Source organism: Leptotrichia sp., from assembly GCF_057270615.1.
The window spans coordinates 1-24,139 of the sequence record NZ_DBHIXN010000011.1; the positions used below are offsets into that span (position 1 = coordinate 1).

Below are 24,139 nucleotides of genomic sequence, written 5' to 3' on the forward strand. Positions count from 1 at the left end.
ATAAAATTACCTAAATATCTTGCTAAAGATAGTTTTACTACTCTTGTTATAGGTTTTGTTAGATTAAAAGATGATATGCTGATAGTTCCTTATTCAAATTCGTTTAAGAAAACTCATCAGGAAGTTAAAATTAAGCTGCCACCAGTATTAAAAGACAAGAAGATAAAAGAGATTAGAATAATACCCAAACAACATTCTAGGTACTTTGAAATTCAATATACTTATGAGGTAAAAAAAGTTGTGGATTTAAGCGTCCTATACAATAGAGGTGAACTGAACACACCTAAAAGAATAAGGGTAGTGTAAAGCTATCAAACTTCTTAGAAAATTTTTGAATATTTTTAAAGATTTTAGAACCCTGCGACTTTAGTCGTGGGAGGTTCAGAAATATATGATAGGTAAATAAAATTTTAACAAAAGATAGCAAGAAGTCACAAGCTTTTTATAAGTGGGAGATGAATTGCTTTTTTTGTAAAAAAATATAAATACATACTTAAATCTACTCAAAATTAAACTATTAAAAATCGTATAAATTTAGAGTTTGAGTAAATAGTTGCAATTTTTGAGTTTAGTTTTAAATCATTTTTACTATAAATGTTGTGTAATTAAGATTTATAAAGGTTATAATGCGGTACTGAATATAAGAAAATCAGGAAAGATAATATTAGAGAAATAAAAAATAGAGCAGGAATATATCGAAAAGCTTGCTAAATTGTAGATACTTATCAAGAAGTTTATGCTTTTAAAAGAAGGAGCAGTTCACTAAATTATATTAATTTTTTTCAAAAAATAGAAATTTTGTTTTGAAATAAATGAACATTGTGGTATAATTAACATAAGAAATATATAATTAAATAAATTTATGGAGGTAATTAAAAATGACTAGAATTGAAGATATCTATGCAAGAGAGATACTTGATTCAAGAGGAAATCCAACTGTAGAAGTTGAAGTTTACTTAGAAGGTGGAGCAATGGGAAGAGCTTCTGTACCATCTGGAGCATCAACTGGAGTGCACGAAGCAGTTGAATTAAGAGATGGTGACAAATCTAGATATTTAGGACAAGGTGTATTACAAGCAGTAGAAAACGTAAACAAAGTTATCGCTGAACACTTAATCGGATTTGACGCTTTAGACCAAGTAGCTATTGATAAAGCTATGATCGAGTTAGACGGAACACCTAACAAAGGTAAATTAGGAGCTAACGCAATCTTAGGAGTTTCATTAGCAGTAGCTAAAGCAGCAGCTAATCAATTAGGTATACCTTTATACAGATATTTAGGTGGAGTAAACGCTAAAGAATTACCAGTACCAATGATGAACATCTTAAATGGTGGATCACATGCTGATTCAGCTGTTGACGTTCAAGAATTCATGGTACAACCAGTAGGAGCTAAAACTTACAAAGAAGCTTTAAGAATGGGATCTGAAATTTTCCACCACTTAGGAAAAATCTTAAAAGCAAATGGAGATTCTACTAACGTAGGAAACGAAGGTGGATACGCACCATCTAACATTAACGGTACTGAAGGAGCTTTAGATGTAATTTCTCAAGCTGTTGAAGCTGCTGGATACAAATTAGGAGAAGACGTTACATTCGCAATGGATGCCGCTTCATCTGAATTTGCTACTCAAAACGCTGACGGATCTTACACTTATACATTCAAAAGAGAAGGTGGAGTTGTAAGAAGTTCTGATGAAATGATCGAATGGTACAAACATTTAACTTCTAAATATCCAATTGTATCAATTGAAGATGGATTAGCTGAAGATGATTGGGCTGGATTCAAAAAATTAACTGATGTTTTAGGAAAAGATGTTCAATTAGTAGGAGACGATTTATTCGTTACTAACACTAAGAGATTAGCAGACGGAATTGAAAAAGGAGTTGCTAACTCAATTTTGATTAAAGTAAACCAAATTGGTACTTTAACAGAAACATTAGATGCTATCGAAATGGCTAAAAAAGCAGGATATACTGCAGTAGTATCTCACAGATCAGGAGAAACTGAAGATGATACAATTGCTGATATCGCAGTTGCTACAAATGCAGGACAAATTAAAACAGGATCTGCTTCAAGAACAGATAGAATGGCTAAATATAACCAATTATTAAGAATTGAAGACGATTTAGCAGATGAAGCTGTTTACGAAGGTAAAAAAGCATTCTATAACATTAACATTAAATAATAGATTAATATAAAATTATAAAAATAATGTTGTTATAAATTTTCAGGGTAGGGACATACCGAAGAGCTTGGTAAATATGTGTAATTTTATAATAATACATACTTTCCAAGAAGTTCCCTTTTAAATATAATTTTTTTTATACAATTTAATTTACAGAAAAAATTGACAATTATTGCTAAATGATATATAATATAAAAGATAATTAAAACTGATAAATAATTAGGAGGCAAAAAAATGAAAAAAGTTGGAATTTTATTTGTACTTTTGAGTGCTTTATCATTTTCAGCTACTTCTACAAAAATTACAAAAACTACAAAAGTTAAAACTACAAAAACAGTAGCAGCTCAAACTGTAACTGGTAGATTTACTCAATTAGAAGCAGAATACGAAAGATTGGTAAATATGGAAAACCAAGAGTACAACAAATTAAAAGCAAATGCTGATGCTGCAACAGCTAAATTAGCTGAAAAAGAAGCTCAAAAATCTCAAATTGAAGAAAGAATTGCAAAAATTGAATCAGCAGCAGATTCAAAAGCATTTAAAGCTCAATATGCTGATTTAGCAAAACAATACAAAGCTGTAGTTAAAGCATTGGATGCAGAAATTAAATCTTTAAATACAACAGTTGAAAATTTTGCAGCTATTCAATCTTTAAAAGAAGGTAATTAATAAAAATAAAAAGTGAAAGGAGATACGAGATATAAGGTATAAATTAAAATAATTTATGTTTAATTCTCGTAGATAGAAGATGAAAAAGAAATTAGCAGTATTATTAGGAGTATTAGTATTAAGCAGTGTTTCATTTGCAGCACCTGCAAAAGTAGTTAAACAATCAGGTGGATCAATTGAAAACAGTTTAAACAACTTAGAAAATCAATTAAACAAATTACAACAAATGGAAGATGCAAAATACAGAGAACAAGAAGCTCAAGCAAATGCAGCATCTCAAAGATTAGAAAACTATACAGCAATGCAAGCTAAAATTGACGAAAGACTTGCTGAAATTGAAGCAAACGAAGATACAAGTATTTTTGGAAAAGAATTCAAAGCTAAAGCTGCTGAATATAAAAATTTAAAAAGTCAATTAGAAAAAGAAATTGCTAAAGAACAACAAGTTATTAACAACTTTGAATTAATTAAATCTTTAAGATAGTAAACAGGATTTGATATAAAAAAGATGCTTTTACAAATTATTTGGAAAGGCATTTTTTTTAGTATAAAAAATTTTTTTTGGAAGGAAATTACTATGAAAAAGAAAATGAAAATGCAAGGAATGTTACTAGCAAGTCTGGCTTCTAGCTTATGGGCTATATCAGGAATATCTGGGGAAATTTTATTTAAAAAATATAATTTTTCATCAAATTGGTTAGTGTCTACAAGAACATTAATTTCTGGAATATTACTTTTTGTAGTAGTCATTTTGATTGAAAAAAAATCTGTTTTAAGACCGTTAAAAAATAGAAGAGATTTTATTGGAATAATTTTATTTGGAGCTGCAGGAATGTATTTAGTTCAATATACGTATTTTAAAACAATTGAGATTAGCAATGTTTCATTTGCAACGATTTTGCAGTTTACAGCACCATTTTTTATATTTATTTATGAATCTATAAAGAATAAAAAAATTCCAGCTGTTTCGACATTGATTTTACTTATTATGACAGTTTTAGGTGTTGCATTTATAGCAACTAAAGGAAGAATTTCAAGTTTGTCTGTTTCACCAGAGGCATTATTGTTTGGACTTGTTTCTGCAATTATGATTGCTTTTTATTCAATTTATCCAAAAAAACTTTTGAAAAAATATGGAAGTATAACTGTAGTTGGGTGGGGAATGATTGTAGGAAGCATAATTTCAAATATTGTTCACCCAATTTGGAAAATACAAGGAGACGTAAATTTAAAATCTATTATTCAAGTAATAATTGTAGTAATTTTAGGAACTTCGCTTGCATATTTAATTTATATTGCAAGTTTAAACTGTATTTCTTCTTCACTTGCAGGAATTTTAACAGCTTTTGAGCCTGTTCTAGCAGCGATATTATCGGTAATTATTTTTGGATTAAGGTTTTCTGTTATTGAATTAATTGGATTTATATTAGTATTTATGTCAATTTTTATTTTGGAAAAAAGATTGTGATATAAAGATTTGTTATAAATATTGAATTATATTGAACTTATTTAAAATTGAACTATTAAAAATTATTTGATAAGAAGTATTAATTAGTTTTAGTATTATAATTTAAATTATATATTATTTACCAAGGGGTTAAGACCCCTTGGTTCAAAAAAATATTGTTTTTAAGATTTGATTTAAAAAATTTAAAAATATTTTAAGATAGGATAATTAATTCTTTGTTACTCTTATTTAATACTTCTCTTCCATCTTTTTTAACTACGACATCATCTTCAATTCTGACTCCGCCCCATCCATCAAAATAAAGTCCAGGTTCAGAAGTAACGACCATATTTTCCTTTAATTCAATTTGAGAAGCAGAAGATAAGTAAGGCAATTCGTGAATTTCAGCACCAATTCCATGTCCTAATCCATGTCCAAAATATTTGCCATATCCTTTTTCATTAAAGAAATTTCTGACAACTTTATCAACTTCATCTGACATTACACCTTCTTTTATTGTTTCTATTCCCAGTAATTGAGCTTCTAGAACAGTATTGTAAATTTCCTTGTGTCTATCTGTAATATTATTTCCATAATAAACAGTTCTTGTTATATCTGAGACATATCCTTCATAATATGCTCCAAAATCCATTGTAATAAATTCTTCTTTTTGAATTTTTTTATCAGAAGCTACTCCATGTGGCATAGCTGAACGATAACCGCTGGCAAAAATTGTTGTAAATGAACGGTCATCAGCTCCTAATTTTCTTTGAATATATTCCATGTATGAAGAGACTTCCTTTTCAGAAACACCTTCTTTTATTATTTTTAAGGCTTCTGAAAATGCCACGTCACTAATTTCTACAGCTTTTTTAATAAGGGCAATTTCTTCGTCAGATTTTACCATTCTTTCCATCACAAGTTTATTTCCAACAGGAACTAATTCCACTTTAAAAATATCTTTAATTGTTTGATAAAGCGAAAATGAAACATTAATATCTTCAAATCCGACATTTTTTAGTCCAAATTTCTTTATATATTCTCCAACTGTTTGAAGCGAACCACGAGAAACTTCCACAAATTCAAATCCCATTTCAGTAACTTGCTTAGTGGCTTGTGCTTTATATCTAAAATCTGAAAAGAAAAAATTTCCATTTTTTGTCGCAAGAGCAACTCCAGTAGTCCCTGTAAATCCAGTAAAATATCGAATATTATACAAATCTGTAATAAATAATCCGTCAATATTCAGTTCATTTAAGATTCTTGATAATTTTTCAGTTCTTTTTTCCATGTTTTTCCCTCTTTTTTATTAAAATTTTTTACTTTTAAAGTGTAACATAAATTAGAAGTTTTTTCTATTTATTTTTTTACTTTTTCTTTTTTATTCACATTTAAATAGTAAATTAATTATGAATTTTTGGAAAAAGTTCAAAATAGCAAGTAGTCTAAAATATAATTTTTGTTTTTTAAATGAGATTTAGTAGTTTATAATTTATCTGAATTTGTGAAAATAATTTAAAGTAAAAATAAAAAATAGCCAAAAAGATCTGTTCAATAACTTAATTTTTTTTACTTAACAAAAGATCAAGATCCCTTGCTTTAGAATATTTATTTTGTTAAATTCTAAATTGAACAAGTCTAATGACTAATTTTTATTTTATAATAGATTATGATTTTTGCGATTATTATCATAAAAATTAGAGAAGTTTAAATTCTAAAATTTATGTGTGTATCCAACTGTGAACACATTTACGTTTTTATCATATTTTACTTTTGATTTATCAATAGTAATTCCTGGAAGGGAAGTTTTTTCACGTTTTCCGTTGGAAGAATTAAAGTTTACGTGTGCTAGTCCAAATTTCCATTCTGAAGATTCTGTTGGCTTGTAGGTAAGTCCAGTTGCATAAATTTGGGAATTTATTGCATATTCCACATCAGAGAATGATTCTTTTTTTGCTCCAGTATCTGCGTAGTTGAATCCAGCGTGCCAAGTAAATTTGTCATTAATTCTGTAATCTGCCCCAAAGTTTACTTCATATCCATCATTATACTTGAATCTGTCTATTTTTGCAGATTTATTGAAATAATGCGTATATCCGCCAGAAAAAGTCCATTTGTTTACATCTTTTGAAACTCCTAATGCCAAAACTCCTGGCAAGTCACGTCTTAAATTAACTCCATCTGCGTATTCTGGATAGAAGAATGAAATTCCTAAAGGTCGTCCTGCAACAAGCATTTTATTATTTTCCTGAGCTTTTGACTTAAATTTTAATTTTACAGGTGTTTCATATTTTACTGCAAAATTTAAAGTATCAGTAGGTTTGTAGTCAAATCCAATGATTCCACCGATACCTTCAGCATTACGTTTTGAGTTCATTGATAAATAATTTTTTTTAAGTCCAATTGCTGTTCCTACGAGTGGATTGTAGTCATATTGTGCCTCTCCATCTAATTTTCTATGGGCATAAACATATTTAAGACCACCTGACATTGAGAAAGTATCGTTAAATTTATAAGCGCTTCCAAGCATTAGCTGATAATAACGATTTTGTCCTGTGAAACGGTTTTTTACAACTTTTGCTCCAAGTTTTCCACCTGTAATGTTATTAAAAGTTTGTCCAGCTAGCTCAATTCCAGCAACTCCATCATTATAGCGAAGAGTAGCTCCACCTGCAATAACGCTTAGATTTCCAAAAAGTGAGTAATTATTTTTTTTATATAAAAGATTGAATGACGGTGCTCCTGCATATCTATGGGATTTTAATTTTTTTCCTTTTAATGTCATTGATTCATCAATCATTGAATTTTGTAAATTTGCATTGATATAAGTTCCGTCATCTAAAAATGCTGTTCCTGCTGGATTATAAAATACACCTTCTACAGAAATTTGTCCTGTTTGTGATGGATTTTGAAAGTATGAGGCTGAATTATTTGATAGATAGTCAATACTTGCCGCATTTGCGAAAATTGTAGCTAAAATTGATATAATGGCTATTTTTAATTTCATAATTTTTCTCCTTAAATTTAGTTGATTTTTTTCAGTTATAAAAGTCTGTAAAATCTAATTAATACAGTATTTTAAGATTTTTTTTAATAAAAAAACAAATAAAATATAAATTATATTTTTCAATTATAATTCAAATATTGTTATTTAATTTTTATAGCTTTTATTTTTACAATTATCTTTTAAATTAATATATTTTTTCTTTAAAATTTTAATTATAAATAATATAACATGTGTTATATAAAAAGTCAATAAATTTGTTCTTATTACAAAATTTTTTTTTAATTTAAAAAATAGGTTAAATTATTAAGTTTAATTTTTTCTAAGTGAAAAAAACATATATAATAATAGATTTTTATGAAAATTTATGATAAAATAAAAAAGGTACCTTCTTTTGAACATAAAATTTGTACATAAAATAAAAAAAGAAAGTAGAATGGAAATTAGGACAATGAAAATAATTATCCTTTTCAAAAAAAAAATAGAAGAGGAGGTAAAAAACGTGAGATGAAATACATAAAGAGATCTTTGATTGTATTTATTTTTCTTCTAATGTCGTTATTTGTATTAAAGTTTTATATTTCAACAAAAAACTTTAGAGGCGTACTGACTTTGATTTTGAAGAGCAGCGGAATGAATGTTGAATTTAGAGATGTCAAGTTAATCGGATTTAGTAAAATTCAAATTGACAACTTAAAAGTTAAAGATCTTTCAGGAAATGTGGTTATTGATGCTAAAAAGACTACAGCTGGAATAAGTCTTCTTATGCCAACAAGGCTTAACAGGATTGATGTGTATAATGGAATTGTAAATTTAGAGCGTAGAAAAGATAATGATTTTAATATTTTTCACGTAATAAAAAAAGATCCTAAAAAACCGAAAACATTTGACCCGACAAGTAGAATTGGAAAACTTCATATTCACAATACAATTTTAAATTATACAGATGTAACGTATGCTAAAAAGATAAGAAAAACGTTGAAAAAAGTGAATGGGAAATTGGAAACAGCAAAATCTCGTGGTTTTTCACTTGTTGCAAAAGGTTTTGGAAATAAAAGCGAAGATGGAAAAACAGAAGTGTTAAAGATCGAATTAAAAAGTCTTATGAAGTCTAAGCAATCGATATATTCAATGTTTGATAAAATAAAAAACAGCGATGAAAGAAGAAAAGAATTTCGACTGAATTTTGGTTTTGAAAATGTTGGAATAACTGAAGAACTGGGACAATATGTACCGCTTGATATGATAAAAGTAAAAGGCGGAATACTTACAGGTGTGCTAAAATTAAAACACGATAAAATCAAAAAAGCAATGCAAGTTTTAGGAAGTTTGAAAATTAAAAACGGAAAATTGTCTTATGTTGATTTTGACGGTGATATTGAAGGCGTTAATGCTGTAGTTGATATGAAAAAAGACAAAATTACAGTTAATGCAAATACTAAATTGAGTGAAAGTCCAGTAACTTTGACAATGGCATATTTCATACAGACTCAAAAAATGAATTTGAAATTAGTTGCAGATAAACTTCCATTTGATCAAGTTGCACGTTACAAAATAATTAAAGATGCAAAAATTGAAGCTGAAGGTGCAATTTCAGGAAATCTTGAATTAAATGTCGATACAAAGAGTAAAAAGGGAACGCTTGATGGTAAGTTTTCTTCAGACAATATAAGAATTTCAAATTCTGATTTTCAAAATGTAAAGACTAATATGAAAATTACAAATGAAAAGTTAACTTTAAGTGATACATCATTTATATTTAATCAAGAATTTTCAGGATTTAAAATAAATGAAGATGTTAAGGTTGGAAAATTTGTATATGACTTGAAAAAGAAAACTGGATCAGGAGATTATGTATTAAATAATCTTGGGTCTGATTTTGATATTAAAAGGATTACAGGAAGTGCAAAAATTTCTCCTAAAAATATTATAACAGGTACAGTAAGATCTAATGTTTTAAGGGGAAATTATACAGTAAATCCAAAAACACAGACAGTTGTGGTCAATGCAAGAAGCAATGGATACTTTACTGTAAATTATGGTGGAAAATCCTATAAAATTAGTCCTAACGTCAATAATCTGATTATGAAACTTAATAGTAAAAAGGTACTTCGTTCTGGAAGAATTAAGGCAAAGGTAAAAGATCTTTCAGTCCCTTTTGTAAAAACTATAAACGTTAATATAAAAATTCGTAACGGAAATTACAAAATAAGTGGATCAGCAGGAATAAAAGGTGGGGGAGTCGTGAATATAAGCGGAGTGACAACTTCTGATATGAAACATTCATACTCCCTCAATTTAAAAAATGTTGATGCTGCAAAATTGCTAAGGGCTAATGGATATAACTTCAATGGGCTGGATAAAGCAAAGCTGCCTGCAAGTGCTGTAGCCAGGATTAATGGCATAAAAGATAAGTTTTATGGTACTTATGAACTTTATAGTCCTTACGGAGAATATATAGTAAAATATAAAAAGTTACATGCCAACGGTAAGATTAATGACTTATCAAATTTGGATATGACAGTTAATGCAAAGGCAAGTGAATTACAGCTTGAAAATCAACGTCTAAGAAATGTAACAAGTAATCTTGAAATAAAAAACAATGTTGTAAATATTGCAAGTATTAGAAATGAAAATTTAGATGCAAGCGGTAGATATGATATTAAAACCGGTAAAATGGATATAAATACAAGATTGAAAAATTATATGTTATCTAGTAATGACTTACCATCGAAAGTAAATGTAAAAATTGGGACATTGAATGCTAATTTGTCAGGAACACCAGATAAACTTTCTGGAAATTATGAATTTTACAGTCCTTATGGAGAATATATAGGAGAATATGAAAAATTACATGCCAGAGGTAAAGTTAATAATTTATTGAATTTAGATATGACAGCTAATACAAAGATGGATGAATTGTGGTTTGGTTATCAGCGTTTAAAGGATGTAACAGCTAATCTTAAAATAAAAGACAATGTTGTTAATATTTTAAGTGCTAAAAATGAAAATTTAGATGCAAGCGGTAAATATAATCTTAAAACTGGTAAAATGGATATAAATGCAGGATTAAGAGATTATATGCTTTATGACACTTCTCCATCAAAAGTAAATTTGAAAGTTAAAAACTTAAATGCAAATTTAACGGGAACAGTAGATAAACTCTCTGGAAGTATAACAATACCATCTGCTCCCACATCAATAAAATCAACTTATATAGGTGATACAAATGCATCAATTAGCATAAAAGATGGAATTATGAGATTTGATGATGTAACTTTACGTGATAATAGATTGCAAGGAACCTATAACTTAAATACAGGAATTTCGGATATTGGGCTTAGTCTAAATGAGCCTGATATTCCAAAACTTCTGGAGATGAAAGATCTGACATTCGGAACAAAATCAAATCTTAAGCTTAAAGGAAATCTAAATAATTTTAATCTGGAAGGACAAGTAGCTTTAGGGAATATGAGTTTTAAGACTTATAAAATACCACATATTGTTGCTGATATAAAATATTCAAATGGGAATATAAATAAATTATTTAAATATGGAACATTTGATTTGCAAAAATTAAGATTTATTGGAGATAATCAAGAAACTTTATTTGAAACACAAACTAAATTTGATTTGGCAAATGTAAACATTGATTATCAGCTAGAAAAACAAAAGTTTTCGCTTGATTCAATACAGGATTTGAAGGATAAGGGCTATAGCGGAGATATAGACTTGGGATTTATGTATCGTGGAAGCTTTGAAAAATTCATATCTGGACTTAAAATTAAGGCGGATTCAATTAAACTTAGTGGATTTCCAGTAAAAAATGTGGATATTGACTTGCAGGCTAATGAGAAATCTTTAAATATTGGACAGTTTTATCTGGAATACGAAAACAATCCACTTCTTGTAAATGGATATGTTCAATTTAAGCCGATAAAATATAATGTTTCTATGTTGGCAAAAGACTTTAACTTGGATTTTCTAGGAATTGATAAAAATATAGAGCAAGCAAGCGGAATTGCAAATATAGACGCAATTTTTTCAAATGAAGCTACGACAGGACATGTTTTACTTAATAATTTTAATTATAAGACAAAAGATAAATTAACGCTCGTAGATAATGTAAATGCTAATATTGATTTAAAAAATAATAAGCTTATAGTAAATCGTCTGGATGGAGGATATAACGGAGGAATTTTTAAAGTAACAGGAGATCTAGATGTTCCAACAATTCCTGAGGATTTTATGAAAACAAAGCGATTGGAACTTGGAAAATTTGAATTAAATGCAAATCTTGATAATGTTGGGATTCATTATGGAACAGGAATAGATTTTGCACTTAGTGGAAATGCTGTGTTTACAGAAAACCGATTATTTGGAGATCTTGTTGTAAATAATGCTCAAATACGGGAAATTCCAAATTTTAACTCATCGAAAAATGTAAGTTCTAGTACAGAAGATTCAACGCAGAAAATTAAGAAAACACAAGATAAAACAATTGTGGAAGGAATTGTAGAAGAAGTGGTTGATAAAATAATGAAACAATATACAGTCAATCTAGGTGTACAAGCTGGAAACAATGTAAAAATTAATATTCCAAATGTAAGTATCGTAAGAAATATAAAGGGTACAGTAAAGGGTTCGTCTGAAGTTACTTATGCTGATGGTCAAGTTGGAATAGATGGAGAATACAGTATTACAAAAGGATCGTTTTCTGTAAACGGGAATGACTTTAAAATTGAAGGAGCACAAATAAGATTTGTTCCGTCAATTAATAATGTAACGACTTCTGTATCAGATCCATTTGTGATTTTAGATGCTAGTACGATAGTAAATGGTGACAGAATAGAGATAAGTGTAAATGGAAATGTAAGCAATCCTGAAATTAGATTCACATCTTCTTCTGGAAAAACAAAGGAAGAAATAATATCATTACTTGCATTCAACACTGTAGTTGGAAATAATGGTGGTAAGCATAATGGAAGTGGAGATAATTCAGCTGATGGATTAGTAGTAGCAGGATCTTTGGCTAATACTGCATTAAATGAACTATTTCTTTCATCGGTAACTAGTAAGATCAAAGATGCATTAGGAATATCTAAATTTGATGTTTCTACAAATGTTGATCGTTCTAATAAGACAGGAGAATATAGTGCTGCAACAACACTTACATTGCAGGACAATTTATATAAGGATAAACTATTTTGGAATGCCGCAGTTAAATTTCCGTACCAGACTTCAAAAAATGATGAAAAAAATCCGATTGGATATAATGGATGGTTGAGTTACAGTGTTTCAAATGGGCTGGATTTAAGAGTTGGAGGAGAAAGTTTAAAAAAACCTAGTTCTCGTATGAATGTAAATAACAGTTCAAGAATAAATTATTATTTTGGAGTCGATTTTTCAACAAGAGCCGATACATTCGGAGATATTTTAAAAAAGATATTTAGGAAGAAAAAATTGGATACATTAAAAAAATAGGAGGAAAAATGTCGAAACAAAAAGTAAAAAATAAAATTTATGCTTTTATTATTACTGTAACATTATTTATGTCTGTAAATAATTTGTCGCAAGCTGAAGAAAAAAGTACAGTAGCTGGAATGGAATTGGCAGATAATGCAGGTAGAATATCTACCAAGGAAGAGTTAGAAAGTAACGATAAAATTTCAGATATAAAGAGCAAATATGACGCTGAAGAAGTGGAAATGGGTAATGAATTAGGAGATAAGAGAGCTAAAAGAGATAGAAAAAATGCTGCACGTCGAGCAGTAAAAGGAAAAGGAAGAAAAGAGAATATCTTTGAAGCTGACAGAGAAACAAGAGATGATTTAAAAGTTGGTTCAATTGAATTTTCAAACTTAAAGGAATTATCTCCAGACTTCCTGTTGTCAAAAATAACTGTAAAATCAGGAGATACATACACTAATAAAGATCTTAGTGATATTTATCTTGAATTAAAAAGAACAGGATATGTGGCAGATGCAAATGTTTATCCGAAAATTCGAGGAAATACTGTAAATATAACGGTTGAAGTTTCAGAAGTTGAAAATGCCGCAGCACTTATCCAAAAAAAACAAATGCAGGAAGAAATGAAAAAGGAAACAGAATATACTGTAACAAGTGTTGATATTGAAGGGCTGCAAGCTCGCAGTCAAGATAAGGAAAAATACTTAAAGAGCTTGCCGATTAAGCCAGGAGATATTTTCATACCGCAAAAAGCGGTTGATGGAGGACAAAAAATATTTGATGCTGGTTATTTCTCAACAGTTGAGCCAAAAATTGACAGAAAAGCTGATAATACAGTTTCAATAGTTTATGAAGTAAAAGAAAATCCAGTTATCAAAAATATAACTTTTGAAGGTAATACACTTTATAAAGATGCAGAATTAGAAAAAGCTTTAGGTGTTAAAAGAGGAGAAATTTTAAATGGTAACTTATTGAATCCTGATGAAAATGGAGTAATAAAATTATACAACAAAGATGGATATTCTGTTGCAAGAATTGAATCAATAAATGTTTCAAATGAAGGAGATGTGAAAGTAGGATTGTCAGAAGGAGTTGTTGATTCAGTAGAATTTGAAAAAGCTTCTACTAGAAAAGATAACGAAAGATTATCAGCAAAACGTTCTATTTTAAGAACAAAACCTTATATATTTGAAAGAGTTCAAAAAATAAAACCTGGACAAATTTTTCAAACTAAAAATATAAAGGATACGGTAGATGAACTTTATAGAACAGGAATGTTTACTTCAATAGAGCCAGTTCTTGAAGGAAAAGAAGACGATCCAAATGCAAGAGTTGTAAAACTGCTTGTGGAAGAACGTCCAACTACTACAATTAATGGAAGTATTTCTTACGGAACTTCTGTTGGATTAGTAGGAGAACTTAAATTATCAGATTCAAACTTTTTAGGAAGAGGGCAAGATGCTTCAGCTACATTATCTGCTTCAAATAAAGGAGACAAGACATTTGAAGTTAGCTGGTTTGATCCATGGCTAAGAGGAACCGAACGTGTTCAAGCTGGAGGAACATTTTATTGGAATCAGTCAGTAGACGATAATGCAGATCCAGATGAAGTAGAAAAAGTTAAAAAAATCGGAACTCGTTGGACAATCGGTAAGGGTCTTAATAGTGATCTTTATGTAAGATTGGCAGCAAGATTTGATCATTATAGAGAATTACTTGGAAATAAAACAGTAAATGACAAATATAATTTATTTGCAATAGGACCATCGTTAATTTACGATACAAGAAATAATCAGTACAGCCCTACAAGAGGAATTTATGCTACACTTTCTTATGAAAGAGGAGAACTTATAAATGATCCTAGAAGTTATGATCAGTTTGAAACAGATTTAAGAGCTTATCATAAAACATTCTTTGGCGACAAAAATATAATGGCATATAGAGTGGCTTGGGGATCAACAGGAAGCGGAACTCCAGAAGCATTAAAATTCAGCATTGGTGGAGCAGAATCAGTTCGTGGATATGATTATGGTGCATTTGATGGATATGATAAGTTCCATGCAACTGTTGAAAATAGAACAAAAATTAATGATACATTACAATTAGTAGCATTCTTTGATATTGGTAATGCTTGGCAAAAAGAATCGAGAGATCCAATTACTGGTAAAAAAATATATAAACCAGACAGAAAATCATCTCATGACTTTAAAGACCTTAAAAAAGGTTATGGAGTTGGAGTAAGATTGGATACGCCAATTGGACCGTTAAGATTTGATTATGGTTGGCCTATGGATCCTGAGAAAAAGGGTGAGAAAAAAGATAAAGGTAAGTTCTACTTTAGTTTTGGACAATCATTCTAATTTTTTTGGATAAATCAAAATAAAAAATTTGAAAGCATGCTCATGTTTCTTAAAACAAAATTGATAAAAATTAAATAAAACTAGAACTTGAGCAAAGTATTCACAATTTTAAGTTTAGTACTATAAATTATATGGGATGATTGATTTCATCCCTATAATTTTATAACCATAAAATTTATTTTGAAACAAAAGATAAGCATTAGACTATAGTAAAAATGATTTAATGCTAAACTCAAAAGCAAAGTAAGGAATTTTGATTTTTTAGTAAAAATTTGCTGTTTAAATGGAAGCAGATAAAAAAATATAGGTGATTGTAAAAGCAAGTGAATTAAAGGCAGTATTTATAATTAGTTAAACTACTTTGCCAGAAAGTGGTGAAAAATAAGAAAGTCAAGCATTAAAAAATATTGTGCTTAATTCTTATACTTTTGCAAGTGGATATAAAAAAGTAAATAAGGAGATGTTCAAAATGTATGATATAAAAGAAATTGCAAAATTAATTGGCGGAAAAATAAATGGAAATGAAAATTTGCATTTCAAAAGATTATCGCCATTTTTTTATGCGACAAAAGATGAATTAACTTTTGCGGCAGATGAAAAAATGTTGAAAAGTATTGATAAATGTAATGCTGGTGCAATAATTGTTCCACCGTTGGAAAGTTTACCAAAAGATAGAACGTATATTGTTGTTGAAAAAAATCCGAGAGAATTGATGCCAATTTTATTAAATTATTTTAAGCCAAAAACAAAACCGTTTGAAAAAGCAATAGAAGATTCGGCTGTAATAGATGAAACAGCAAATGTTTCAAAAATTAATACTTATATTGGACATAATGTAAAAATCGGTAAAAATGTTGTAATTTATCCAAATGTTTCAATTTTGGAAGGAACTGAAATTGGAGATGGAACAATTATCTATTCAAATGTTACTATTAGAGAGTTTTCTAAAATTGGGAAAAAATGTATTTTTCAACCAGGAGCAGTTATCGGTTCTGACGGATTTGGCTATATAAAGGTAAAAGGTAACAATGTAAAAATAGAGCAGATTGGAAATGTTATCCTGGAAGATGAAGTTGAAATTGGAGCAAATACTTGTGTTGATAGAGGGGCAATTGGAGATACGATTATAAAAAAAGGTACAAAAATTGATAATTTAGTTCATATTGCTCATAATGATATAATTGGTTCTAATTGTTTTATTATTGCACAAGTTGGAATTTCTGGAAGTGTAGAAGTGGGAGATAATTCAACGCTTGCAGGACAAGTGGGAGTAGCTGGGCATTTAAAAATTGGAAATAATGTTGTGATTGCAGCAAAATCAGGTGTTACAAATAATGTTCCAGATGGAAAACAGATGTCGGGGTACCCATTACGTGAACATATTGAAGATTTGAGGGTAAAAATGGCAATGGGTAAAGTTCCTGAACTCGTAAAACGAGTTAGAAAATTAGAAAAAAAATTGGAAAATTAGGGGAAATAAAAAATAGTGATCAAATAAATTGCTACTATTTATCAAAATTTTAAAACTCCCTTGACTTATTAATTTAAATGATGTAGAATAAATAATAAAGATCGAAATGTACTATAAATAGAGAAAGAAGGGAGTTATAGATGAAAAAATTATTATTAGGAATGCTTATGCTTTTAAGTTTAGTTAGCTGTGGATCAGGGCCTAATTACACAGTTTCAAAATTTATTAACAACATAAAGGCGGGTAAACCAAAAGAAGCAGCAAAATATGCTATTGATGATGATATTGAAGGAAATCTGGAAATAACTTATGCTAATAAAATTCAGGAACTACTTTTTAAGACATTGTTAAAAAATCTTGAATATAAAATAATTAAAACTGAAAAACAAGATAACGATACTACTATTGTAACTGTAGAAGTAACAAATCTAGATTTGCAAAAAGTATTTTCGCAAGTTTTCAAAAAAATGTCTCAGGAAGTTTTTACTAGTAAAAATTCCAAACCACTTTCAGTTGAAGAAATGTTTAAGCAAGAGCTTGAAGCAAAAGATAAGCCAAAAGCAAAAAATGTAACTAAGTTTGTAGTTAAAAAAACTTCACAAGGAGAAAAAATAGTAGTAACACCTGAAAATATTGATGTGTTACTTGGAAAACTTAATACAACATTATTAAATTTAGGAAATCTTGGACAAAATGAAGAACAAGCTCCAGCAGAATTACCAGAAACAGGACCTTCAACAGGATTATCACAAAAACCTGAAGAACTTAGAAATCAAAATAAATAAATCTCAATATCAAAAAGCAATCATACTTTTATCTTATATTTTAAAAGTTTGGTTGTTTTTTTGTTTTTCAAAGAAAAAAATAAATATATATAAACTTGTTTATAAGGGCTATAATGTATAATAAGTTATCATTTAAGTTAGCGAACTTGTGAAAATGATAAATTATAAATGCTATAATTTTAAAAAAAGTTTTAACTAAAATTAGTAGCGAGTATTTTGCATTTATAAGCAGAATATGAATTACAAATTGAAGAAAACTTTAAAAAGAGAAAGGTGATTAATTATGAAGAAAACATTAATTGGTTTGTTTTTAGTTTTAGGAGCAGCTTCATTTGCAGATACTGGAAAAATTGAAGCTAAAGGTGGAATAGATTTTGGTGGAAAGTACCATTACGGAAAAAATTATAAAGATCAAAAAGTTAAAAACAGTTCAGGAGAAATCGGAGTTGAATATAGAAATGAAGTAGTTCCTGGATTAGAAGTTGGTGGAGGTACAGCTTTCCAATTCCATAAAGATTTGAAAGATAAAATAAAAGGACAAAATGAAAAGAACTTTGACTCTTTCCCAGTTTATACAACAGCAAAATATACTTTTGATACACAAACAGTTGTAAAACCTTATGTTAAAGGTGATTTAGGATTCTCATTCAACAATGGAAATCATGACTATGGTTCTTTAGGAAGATTCAAAGCTCAAAATGGATTATATTACGGAGTAGGTGGAGGAATTAACTTCAACAACGTAAACGTAGAACTTATGTATAAAGAAAACCAAGGTAAATACAAATATGAAGGACCTCTAGGTATTAGTTCTAAATATAATGCAAACTACAGAAGAGTATCTCTTGGTGTAGGTTATGATTTCAATTTAGGAAATTAATAACAGTTTGATATATTTGAATAATAAAAAAAATATTTTTTACTACTACGAAAGTAGTAGTTTTTTTGTATAAATTTTTAAAAATCATTTCAATTCTTTATCCTTTTGTGGTATAATATTAAACATAAATATGTAAACATTAAAGTAGAAAGGAAGATGACAGTATGAAAAAAGTATTGCTAATGATGCTGTTAGTCACGGCATTTATTGTTGGATGTGGAAAAAAGGCTGCTGATAGCAATGTCATAAAAATTGGAGTTATTGCACCTCTTACTGGGAATTATGCACAGTATGGAATTGCAGTAAAAGAAGGTGTTGAACTGAAAGTTGATGCAATTAACAACGCAGGTGGAATTAATGGGAAAAAAATTGAACTTATAATTTCAGATAGTAAGGGAGATGTTCAAGAAGCAGTAAATGCTTTTAAGAAAATGGTTTCGCAAGATAAAGTAAATGTTGTAATTGGAGAAGTTATGTCAGCTACATCACAAGCTATTTCAGGACTTGCACAAGAAGCAAAAGTACCTTTAATTTCAGCAACAGCTACAAGTCTTGATGTTACAAAAGGAAAAGATTTTGTATTCAGAACAACATTTACAGATCCTTATCAGGGAACTGCTACTGCAAAATATGCAAAATCAAAAGGTGTAAAATCAGTTGCAATATTGACAAATTCTTCAAATGATTATTCTGTAGGAATTGCAAATGCATTTAAAGCACAAGCTGCAAAAGATGGAATAACTATTACTGAAGAAAAATATACAAATGATGATAAGGACTTTAAAGCAATTTTGACAAAAGTAAAAGGACAAAATCCGCAAGCTATTTTTATACCTGATTATTACAATACTATTGGACTTATTATTTCTCAAGCTAAAGATTTGGGAATTAATGCACAGTATTTTGGTGGAGATGGATGGGATGGAATCCAAACTAACTTTGGAAAAGTTGCAGAAGGAGCAATTTTTGCAAGTCAATTTTCTCCAGACGATAAATCTGAAAATGTTCAAAAATTTATGAAGGCTTATCAAGCTAAATTTAAAAAAGATCCAATAATGTTTGCGGCACTTGGTTATGATACCGTAGAAATTGTAGAAACAGCTCTAAAATCTACAAAAGATATGTCGGGAACATCTATAAGACAAGCCATGAATAATGTAAGTGGTATTGATTTAGTAACTGGTAAATTAAAATTTGATGCTAATAGAAACCCTGAAAAAGCAGTTACATTTATAGAAGTAAAAGGTGGAAAACTTACATTAAAAGAAAAATTCTAAAAGTAAAAAAATTTAAAAAATAAGAATTGGAAAACAAAAATTCTAAGTAAATTATTTTTAAGTATAAAAATAAATTTTGTAAAGGAGAACAATTATGAAAAAGATATTATGTTTAATTTCATTATTGGCATTATTTGTACTTAGCTGTGGAGCTAAAACTGGGAAAGATAAAAATGTTATAAAAATTGGTGTTATTGGAGCATTAACTGGAAATGTGGCACAATATGGAACAAGTGCAATTAATGGATTTAAATTAAAAGTAAAAGAAATAAATGCCGCTGGTGGAATTAACGGTAAAAAAATAGAACTTGTTGTTGCAGATAGTAAGGGAGATGCACAAGAAGCAATTAATGCATTTAAAAAAATGGTTTCACAAGATAAAATTGATATTTTTATGGGAGAAGTTACATCTGGACCATCTCTTGCAATTGCACCACTTGCACAAGAAGCAAAAATTCCTATGATTACAGCAACTGGAACTGCATTTGATATTACAAAAGATAAAGATTTTGTATTTAGAACAACATTTACAGATCCTTATCAAGGTGTTGTTGTTGCAAAATATGCAAAATCAAAAGGTTATAAAAATGTTACAGTATTAACAAATACAGGTAGTGATTATTCTGTTGGACTTGCAAATGCATTTAAAACACAAGCTAAAAAAGAAGGAATCCAAGTTAAAGAAGAACAATACACTGCTGATGATAAAGACTTTAGAGCATTACTTACAAAAGTGAAAGGATATAATCCTGAAGTAATTTTTGTACCTGATTACTATAATACTATTGGATTAATTTTGACACAATCAAAAGAACTTGGAATAAACGCTCAATTTATGGGTGGAGATGGATGGGATGGAATCCAAACTAACTTTGGAAAAGTTGCAGAAGGAGCAATTTTTGCAAGTCAATTTGCACCAGATGATCCTGATCAACATGTTCAAAAATTCATTGCATCATATAGAAACGAATATAAAGCTGATCCAATTATTTTTGCAGCTTTAGGATATGATACTGGAACAATTTTAGAAACTGCATTGAAAAATGTAAAAGATCTTTCTTCAAAAGATGAAATTAAAAATGCAATTAAAAACTTTACTGGAACAAACCTTGTTACAGGTTCATTAAAATATGATTCAGAAAGAAACCCTGAAAAGAAAGTTACATTCATTCAAGTAAAAGGTGGAAAACTTAAATTAAAAGAAAAATTCTAAAATAATAGAATTATCCATGAATTAGAAGTATACAAAATTTAATAAAACAAATATTTTAAAGCAAGGGGTTAGCTCCCCTTGCCGAAATAAAAAAATTAGATTATTGAATATATCTAATATAACATATAAAAAATAATAATTATTATAAAGTTCGGTTGTTAAGGATTTTTTCATTCTTTTAACAAAATCTAGAACTTTTTTTATCTAAAAGAGTTTTTATTTTTTAGATATGTATTTTTGGTTTTGTGAAATTTAGTTAAAACAAATGAGATAATATACGTAAGCAACTTTAAGACTATATAAAAATTTTTATAAAATTGAACTATTAAAAATCATATAAATTAAGGTTTGAGCAAAATAGTCATAACTTTTGAGTTTAGTTTTAAATCAGTTTTACTATAGTTTTTAGGTTGCCTAAGTATTAAGATAAAAAGAAATATAAAATAAAAATAAAAATAAACTGTATAAGTAGAAAGTATAGGAGTTTAAAATTATGTTAAAGAGTTTTATTGAACAAACTATTAACGGACTGCAAACTGGAAGTATTTACGCCCTGATCGCTTTGGGATATACAATGGTTTACGGAATCGTTAAACTTATAAATTTTGCACACGGTGATATACTTATGATAGGAGCTTATATTACGCTTATCGCTGTGTCAAATGGAATGCCACTAATATTGGCTATTATTTTATCAATCATTTTATGTGCGATATTGGGAGTTGTAATCGACTTTTTTGCGTATCGACCGATTAGAAATGCACCTAAGATTTCAGCATTAATAACAGCGATTGGAATGAGCTTTTTGTTAGAAAGTTTGGCACTTATAATATTTGGTGCAAATCCAAAAGTTATTGATCCAAAATATATTCCAGCATTCTTATCAAATGATAACAAAATGAAGCTAGGATTTTTACAAATCAGTACACTTACAATATTTGTAATTGTGATTACAATAATATGTATGGTAGCTCTAAATTTATTTATTAAAAAGACAAAATTGGGAAAAGCTACAAGAGCGGTTTCGCAAGATACAGGAGCGGCACAACTTATGGGAATTAATGTAAATAAGACTATTGCCATAACATTTGCGATTGGTTCTGGACTTGGTGCGTTAGGTGGAGCATTGTATGCGATTGTTTATCCGCAAATTGAACCGTATATGGGAATGTTACCAGGGCTGAAGGCATTTATTGCGGCTGTATTTGGAGGAATTGGAAGTATTCCTGGAGCCATGGTTGGTGGATATGTTTTGGGATTGCTTGAAGCATATGTAAAAGGTTCATCACTTACAACTTGGGCAAATCCAATTGTATTTGGAGTGCTTATATTAATATTGATTTTCAGACCAAATGGATTATTTGGTAAAAATATGAAGGAAAAAGTATAACTTAGAAGGGAGGAAATTAAAAAAATGGAAAAAAATACCAAAGATATGAAGACAGAAAATTTAGTTAGTTTAGAAAAGAATAACAATGAACAGTCTAAAAAAGATAAAGAAACAAAAAATTACAAATGGAATGACTTAAATTATTTTAACAAATTAAACGTAAAAAATTATGTTGCTACATTTCTTTTGATAATTGTATTTTATTTTGTTCTAAGTTTTACTTTTAATCCAAATGACCCTTTCAGTTATACAAAGGGAGTCTATATAAATATCCTAATATATGTATTATTTTCAGTAAGTTTAAATATAACAGTTGGACTTATGGGACAGCTTAACTTGGGACAAGCTGGATTTATTGCAATTGGAGGATATTCAGCGGCATTTATTTCAAAAATATTAGTACACTACAATTTACCGCCATTTTTACAATTAATTTTGGTATCATTATTTGGTGGGTTAATTGCAGCTGTGTTTGGATTCTTGGTTGGTGGAAGTACACTTAGGCTAAGAGGAGATTATCTTGCAATTATTACGCTTGCTTTTGGAGAAATTGTAAAATATATTATTCAAAATCTGGATTTTTTGGGTGGAGCGACTGGACTTAGCAATATTCCGACACTTTTGAGTTTTTCAAATACATATTTCATTGTAGTTATTTCAGTTATTATAATTGCAATGGCTATGACTTCACGAAAAGGAAAAGAAATTTTGTCAATTAGAGAAGATGAAATTGCGGCTGAAAATATTGGAATTAAATTAAATCGTGTAAAACTTTATGGCTTTGCACTTTCAGCATTTTTTGCTGGAGTTGGAGGTTCACTATTTGCACATAATGTAGGAATTTTGACGCCTGATAAGTTTGGATTTTTATTTTCAATAGAAATTCTTGTTATGGTAGTGCTTGGAGGGCTTGGAAGTATTACAGGAGCAATTATTGCTGCAGCAATTTTGACATTGTTGAACGAAAAGTTAAGAGATGTTTCACAATTTAGATATTTAGTTTATGCAATTATATTGATTTCGTTAATGATTTTCCGTCCAAAAGGAATTTTTGGTACGAAGGAATTTACATTTGCAGGCACAAAAAGAAGAATTAAGCGAATCAGAGATCACAAAAATGGTAAAAATAAAGAAGATGAAAATTAAATATTTTTAAAAAAATAAAAAAAGAAGTAAAATAGGAGATATAAATATGTCATTATTAAAAACGACAGGTTTGGGAATATCTTTTGGAGGGCTAAGAGCAGTTGATGATGTAAATATTGAAATAAAGGAAGGTGAACTGATTGGATTGATTGGTCCAAACGGAGCTGGAAAAACAACAATATTTAATTTGCTTACAGGTGTTTATAAGCCTACAGATGGAGATATTTCTATAAATCAAATTAGTATAAACAAAAAAACTACTCCACAAATAGTTGCTTTGGGAGTTGCTAGAACATTTCAAAATATAAGATTATTTAAGGAATTGACTGTATTGGATAATGTAAAATTGGCATTTAACAGCAGTATGAACTATAATACTTTTGAAGCAATTTTTAGACTTCCTAGATTTTGGAAGGAAGAAAAAGAGGTAACAGACAAGGCACTTGATTTACTAGATATTTTTGACATGGCTGAAATGGCAAATATTACAGCTGGAAACTTGTCTTATGGGCAACAAAGAAAATTGGAAATAGCAAGGGCTTTGGCAACAAATCCTAAATTATTGCTGTTAGATGAGCCAGCAGCTGGAATGAATCCAAATGAAACGAAGGAATTAATGAATACGATTGGATTTATAAGAAACAAATTTAAGATTTCGATTTTGTTAATTGAACATGATATGGATCTAGTAATGGGAATTTGTGAAAGATTATATGTGCTAAATTTTGGAAGAATTATTGCTTCAGGACTTCCAGATGAAATACAAAATAATAAGGAAGTTATCACAGCTTATTTGGGAGAATAAAATTGAAGTTATAAAATTAATAAAATTAGCAAAA

The 24,139-nt window shown here is 29.0% G+C and carries 16 protein-coding genes and 1 pseudogene; 15 read left to right on the plus strand and 2 right to left on the minus strand.

Annotation, left to right across the window (positions count from 1 at the left end; genetic code table 11):
* The 5 genes and pseudogenes from ACO409_RS03505 to ACO409_RS03525 form a co-directional block, all read left to right on the plus strand.
* Positions 1-240, plus strand: a pseudogene (locus ACO409_RS03505) (RNA-guided endonuclease TnpB family protein); the annotation flags it as partial.
* A gap of 638 nt (positions 241-878) precedes the next feature.
* The gene (gene eno, locus ACO409_RS03510; protein ID WP_485554873.1) at positions 879-2,189 is read left to right on the plus strand and encodes a phosphopyruvate hydratase; all 1,311 of its coding nucleotides are present in this window, start codon (positions 879-881) and stop codon (positions 2,187-2,189) included.
* Positions 2,190-2,423: 234 nt separating this feature from the next.
* A complete protein-coding gene (locus ACO409_RS03515; RefSeq protein WP_485554875.1) occupies positions 2,424-2,858 on the plus strand; it encodes an adhesion protein FadA in 435 nt (144 codons plus the stop codon).
* A gap of 79 nt (positions 2,859-2,937) precedes the next feature.
* Positions 2,938-3,342 (plus strand): adhesion protein FadA, encoded by a 405-nt coding sequence (locus tag ACO409_RS03520; RefSeq protein ID WP_485554876.1) that lies wholly within the window; start codon positions 2,938-2,940, stop codon positions 3,340-3,342.
* 93 nt (positions 3,343-3,435) lie between these two features.
* Positions 3,436-4,326: a DMT family transporter gene (locus tag ACO409_RS03525; RefSeq protein WP_485554878.1), complete on the plus strand. Its 891-nt coding sequence runs from the start codon at positions 3,436-3,438 to the stop codon at positions 4,324-4,326.
* Positions 4,327-4,519: 193 nt separating this feature from the next.
* On the opposite strand, the gene ACO409_RS03530 is transcribed toward ACO409_RS03525, so the two are convergent.
* Both ACO409_RS03530 and ACO409_RS03535 read right to left on the minus strand, forming a co-directional pair.
* Entirely contained in the window at positions 4,520-5,596 is a 1,077-nt protein-coding gene (locus ACO409_RS03530; protein WP_147004349.1) for a M24 family metallopeptidase, read from the minus strand.
* A gap of 423 nt (positions 5,597-6,019) precedes the next feature.
* The gene (locus ACO409_RS03535) at positions 6,020-7,312 is read right to left on the minus strand and encodes an OmpP1/FadL family transporter (protein WP_485554880.1); all 1,293 of its coding nucleotides are present in this window, start codon (positions 7,310-7,312) and stop codon (positions 6,020-6,022) included.
* Between the two features lie 504 nt (positions 7,313-7,816).
* On the opposite strand from ACO409_RS03535, the gene ACO409_RS03540 reads away from it, so the two are divergent.
* The 10 genes from ACO409_RS03540 to ACO409_RS03585 all read left to right on the plus strand — a co-directional run bounded on the left by ACO409_RS03540 (position 7,817) and on the right by ACO409_RS03585 (position 24,105).
* Entirely contained in the window at positions 7,817-12,793 is a 4,977-nt protein-coding gene (locus ACO409_RS03540) for a translocation/assembly module TamB domain-containing protein (RefSeq protein ID WP_485554882.1), read from the plus strand.
* Between the two features lie 8 nt (positions 12,794-12,801).
* Positions 12,802-15,138: a BamA/OMP85 family outer membrane protein gene (locus ACO409_RS03545; RefSeq protein ID WP_485554884.1), complete on the plus strand. Its 2,337-nt coding sequence runs from the start codon at positions 12,802-12,804 to the stop codon at positions 15,136-15,138.
* A 469-nt stretch (positions 15,139-15,607) separates the two neighbouring features.
* Positions 15,608-16,609, plus strand: a complete 1,002-nt coding sequence (lpxD, locus tag ACO409_RS03550) for a UDP-3-O-(3-hydroxymyristoyl)glucosamine N-acyltransferase (RefSeq protein WP_485554886.1) — start codon at positions 15,608-15,610, stop codon at positions 16,607-16,609.
* A gap of 140 nt (positions 16,610-16,749) precedes the next feature.
* The gene (locus ACO409_RS03555) at positions 16,750-17,394 is read left to right on the plus strand and encodes a DUF4878 domain-containing protein (RefSeq protein WP_485554888.1); all 645 of its coding nucleotides are present in this window, start codon (positions 16,750-16,752) and stop codon (positions 17,392-17,394) included.
* Positions 17,395-17,677: 283 nt separating this feature from the next.
* On the plus strand, positions 17,678-18,274 hold the full coding sequence (locus ACO409_RS03560) for an outer membrane beta-barrel protein (protein WP_485554890.1): 597 nt from the start codon (positions 17,678-17,680) through the stop codon (positions 18,272-18,274).
* A gap of 164 nt (positions 18,275-18,438) precedes the next feature.
* Complete coding sequence (locus ACO409_RS03565) at positions 18,439-19,551, plus strand: ABC transporter substrate-binding protein (RefSeq protein WP_485554891.1); 1,113 nt, start codon at positions 18,439-18,441, stop codon at positions 19,549-19,551.
* 94 nt (positions 19,552-19,645) lie between these two features.
* The gene (locus ACO409_RS03570) at positions 19,646-20,764 is read left to right on the plus strand and encodes an ABC transporter substrate-binding protein (RefSeq protein ID WP_485554892.1); all 1,119 of its coding nucleotides are present in this window, start codon (positions 19,646-19,648) and stop codon (positions 20,762-20,764) included.
* Between the two features lie 493 nt (positions 20,765-21,257).
* Positions 21,258-22,154: a branched-chain amino acid ABC transporter permease gene (locus ACO409_RS03575; RefSeq protein ID WP_485554894.1), complete on the plus strand. Its 897-nt coding sequence runs from the start codon at positions 21,258-21,260 to the stop codon at positions 22,152-22,154.
* Positions 22,155-22,178: 24 nt separating this feature from the next.
* Positions 22,179-23,300, plus strand: coding sequence for a branched-chain amino acid ABC transporter permease (locus tag ACO409_RS03580; RefSeq protein WP_485554896.1), 1,122 nt, complete (start codon positions 22,179-22,181; stop codon positions 23,298-23,300).
* Between the two features lie 46 nt (positions 23,301-23,346).
* Complete coding sequence (locus ACO409_RS03585; protein ID WP_485554898.1) at positions 23,347-24,105, plus strand: ABC transporter ATP-binding protein; 759 nt, start codon at positions 23,347-23,349, stop codon at positions 24,103-24,105.
* The last annotated feature ends 34 nt before the right edge of the window (positions 24,106-24,139 follow it).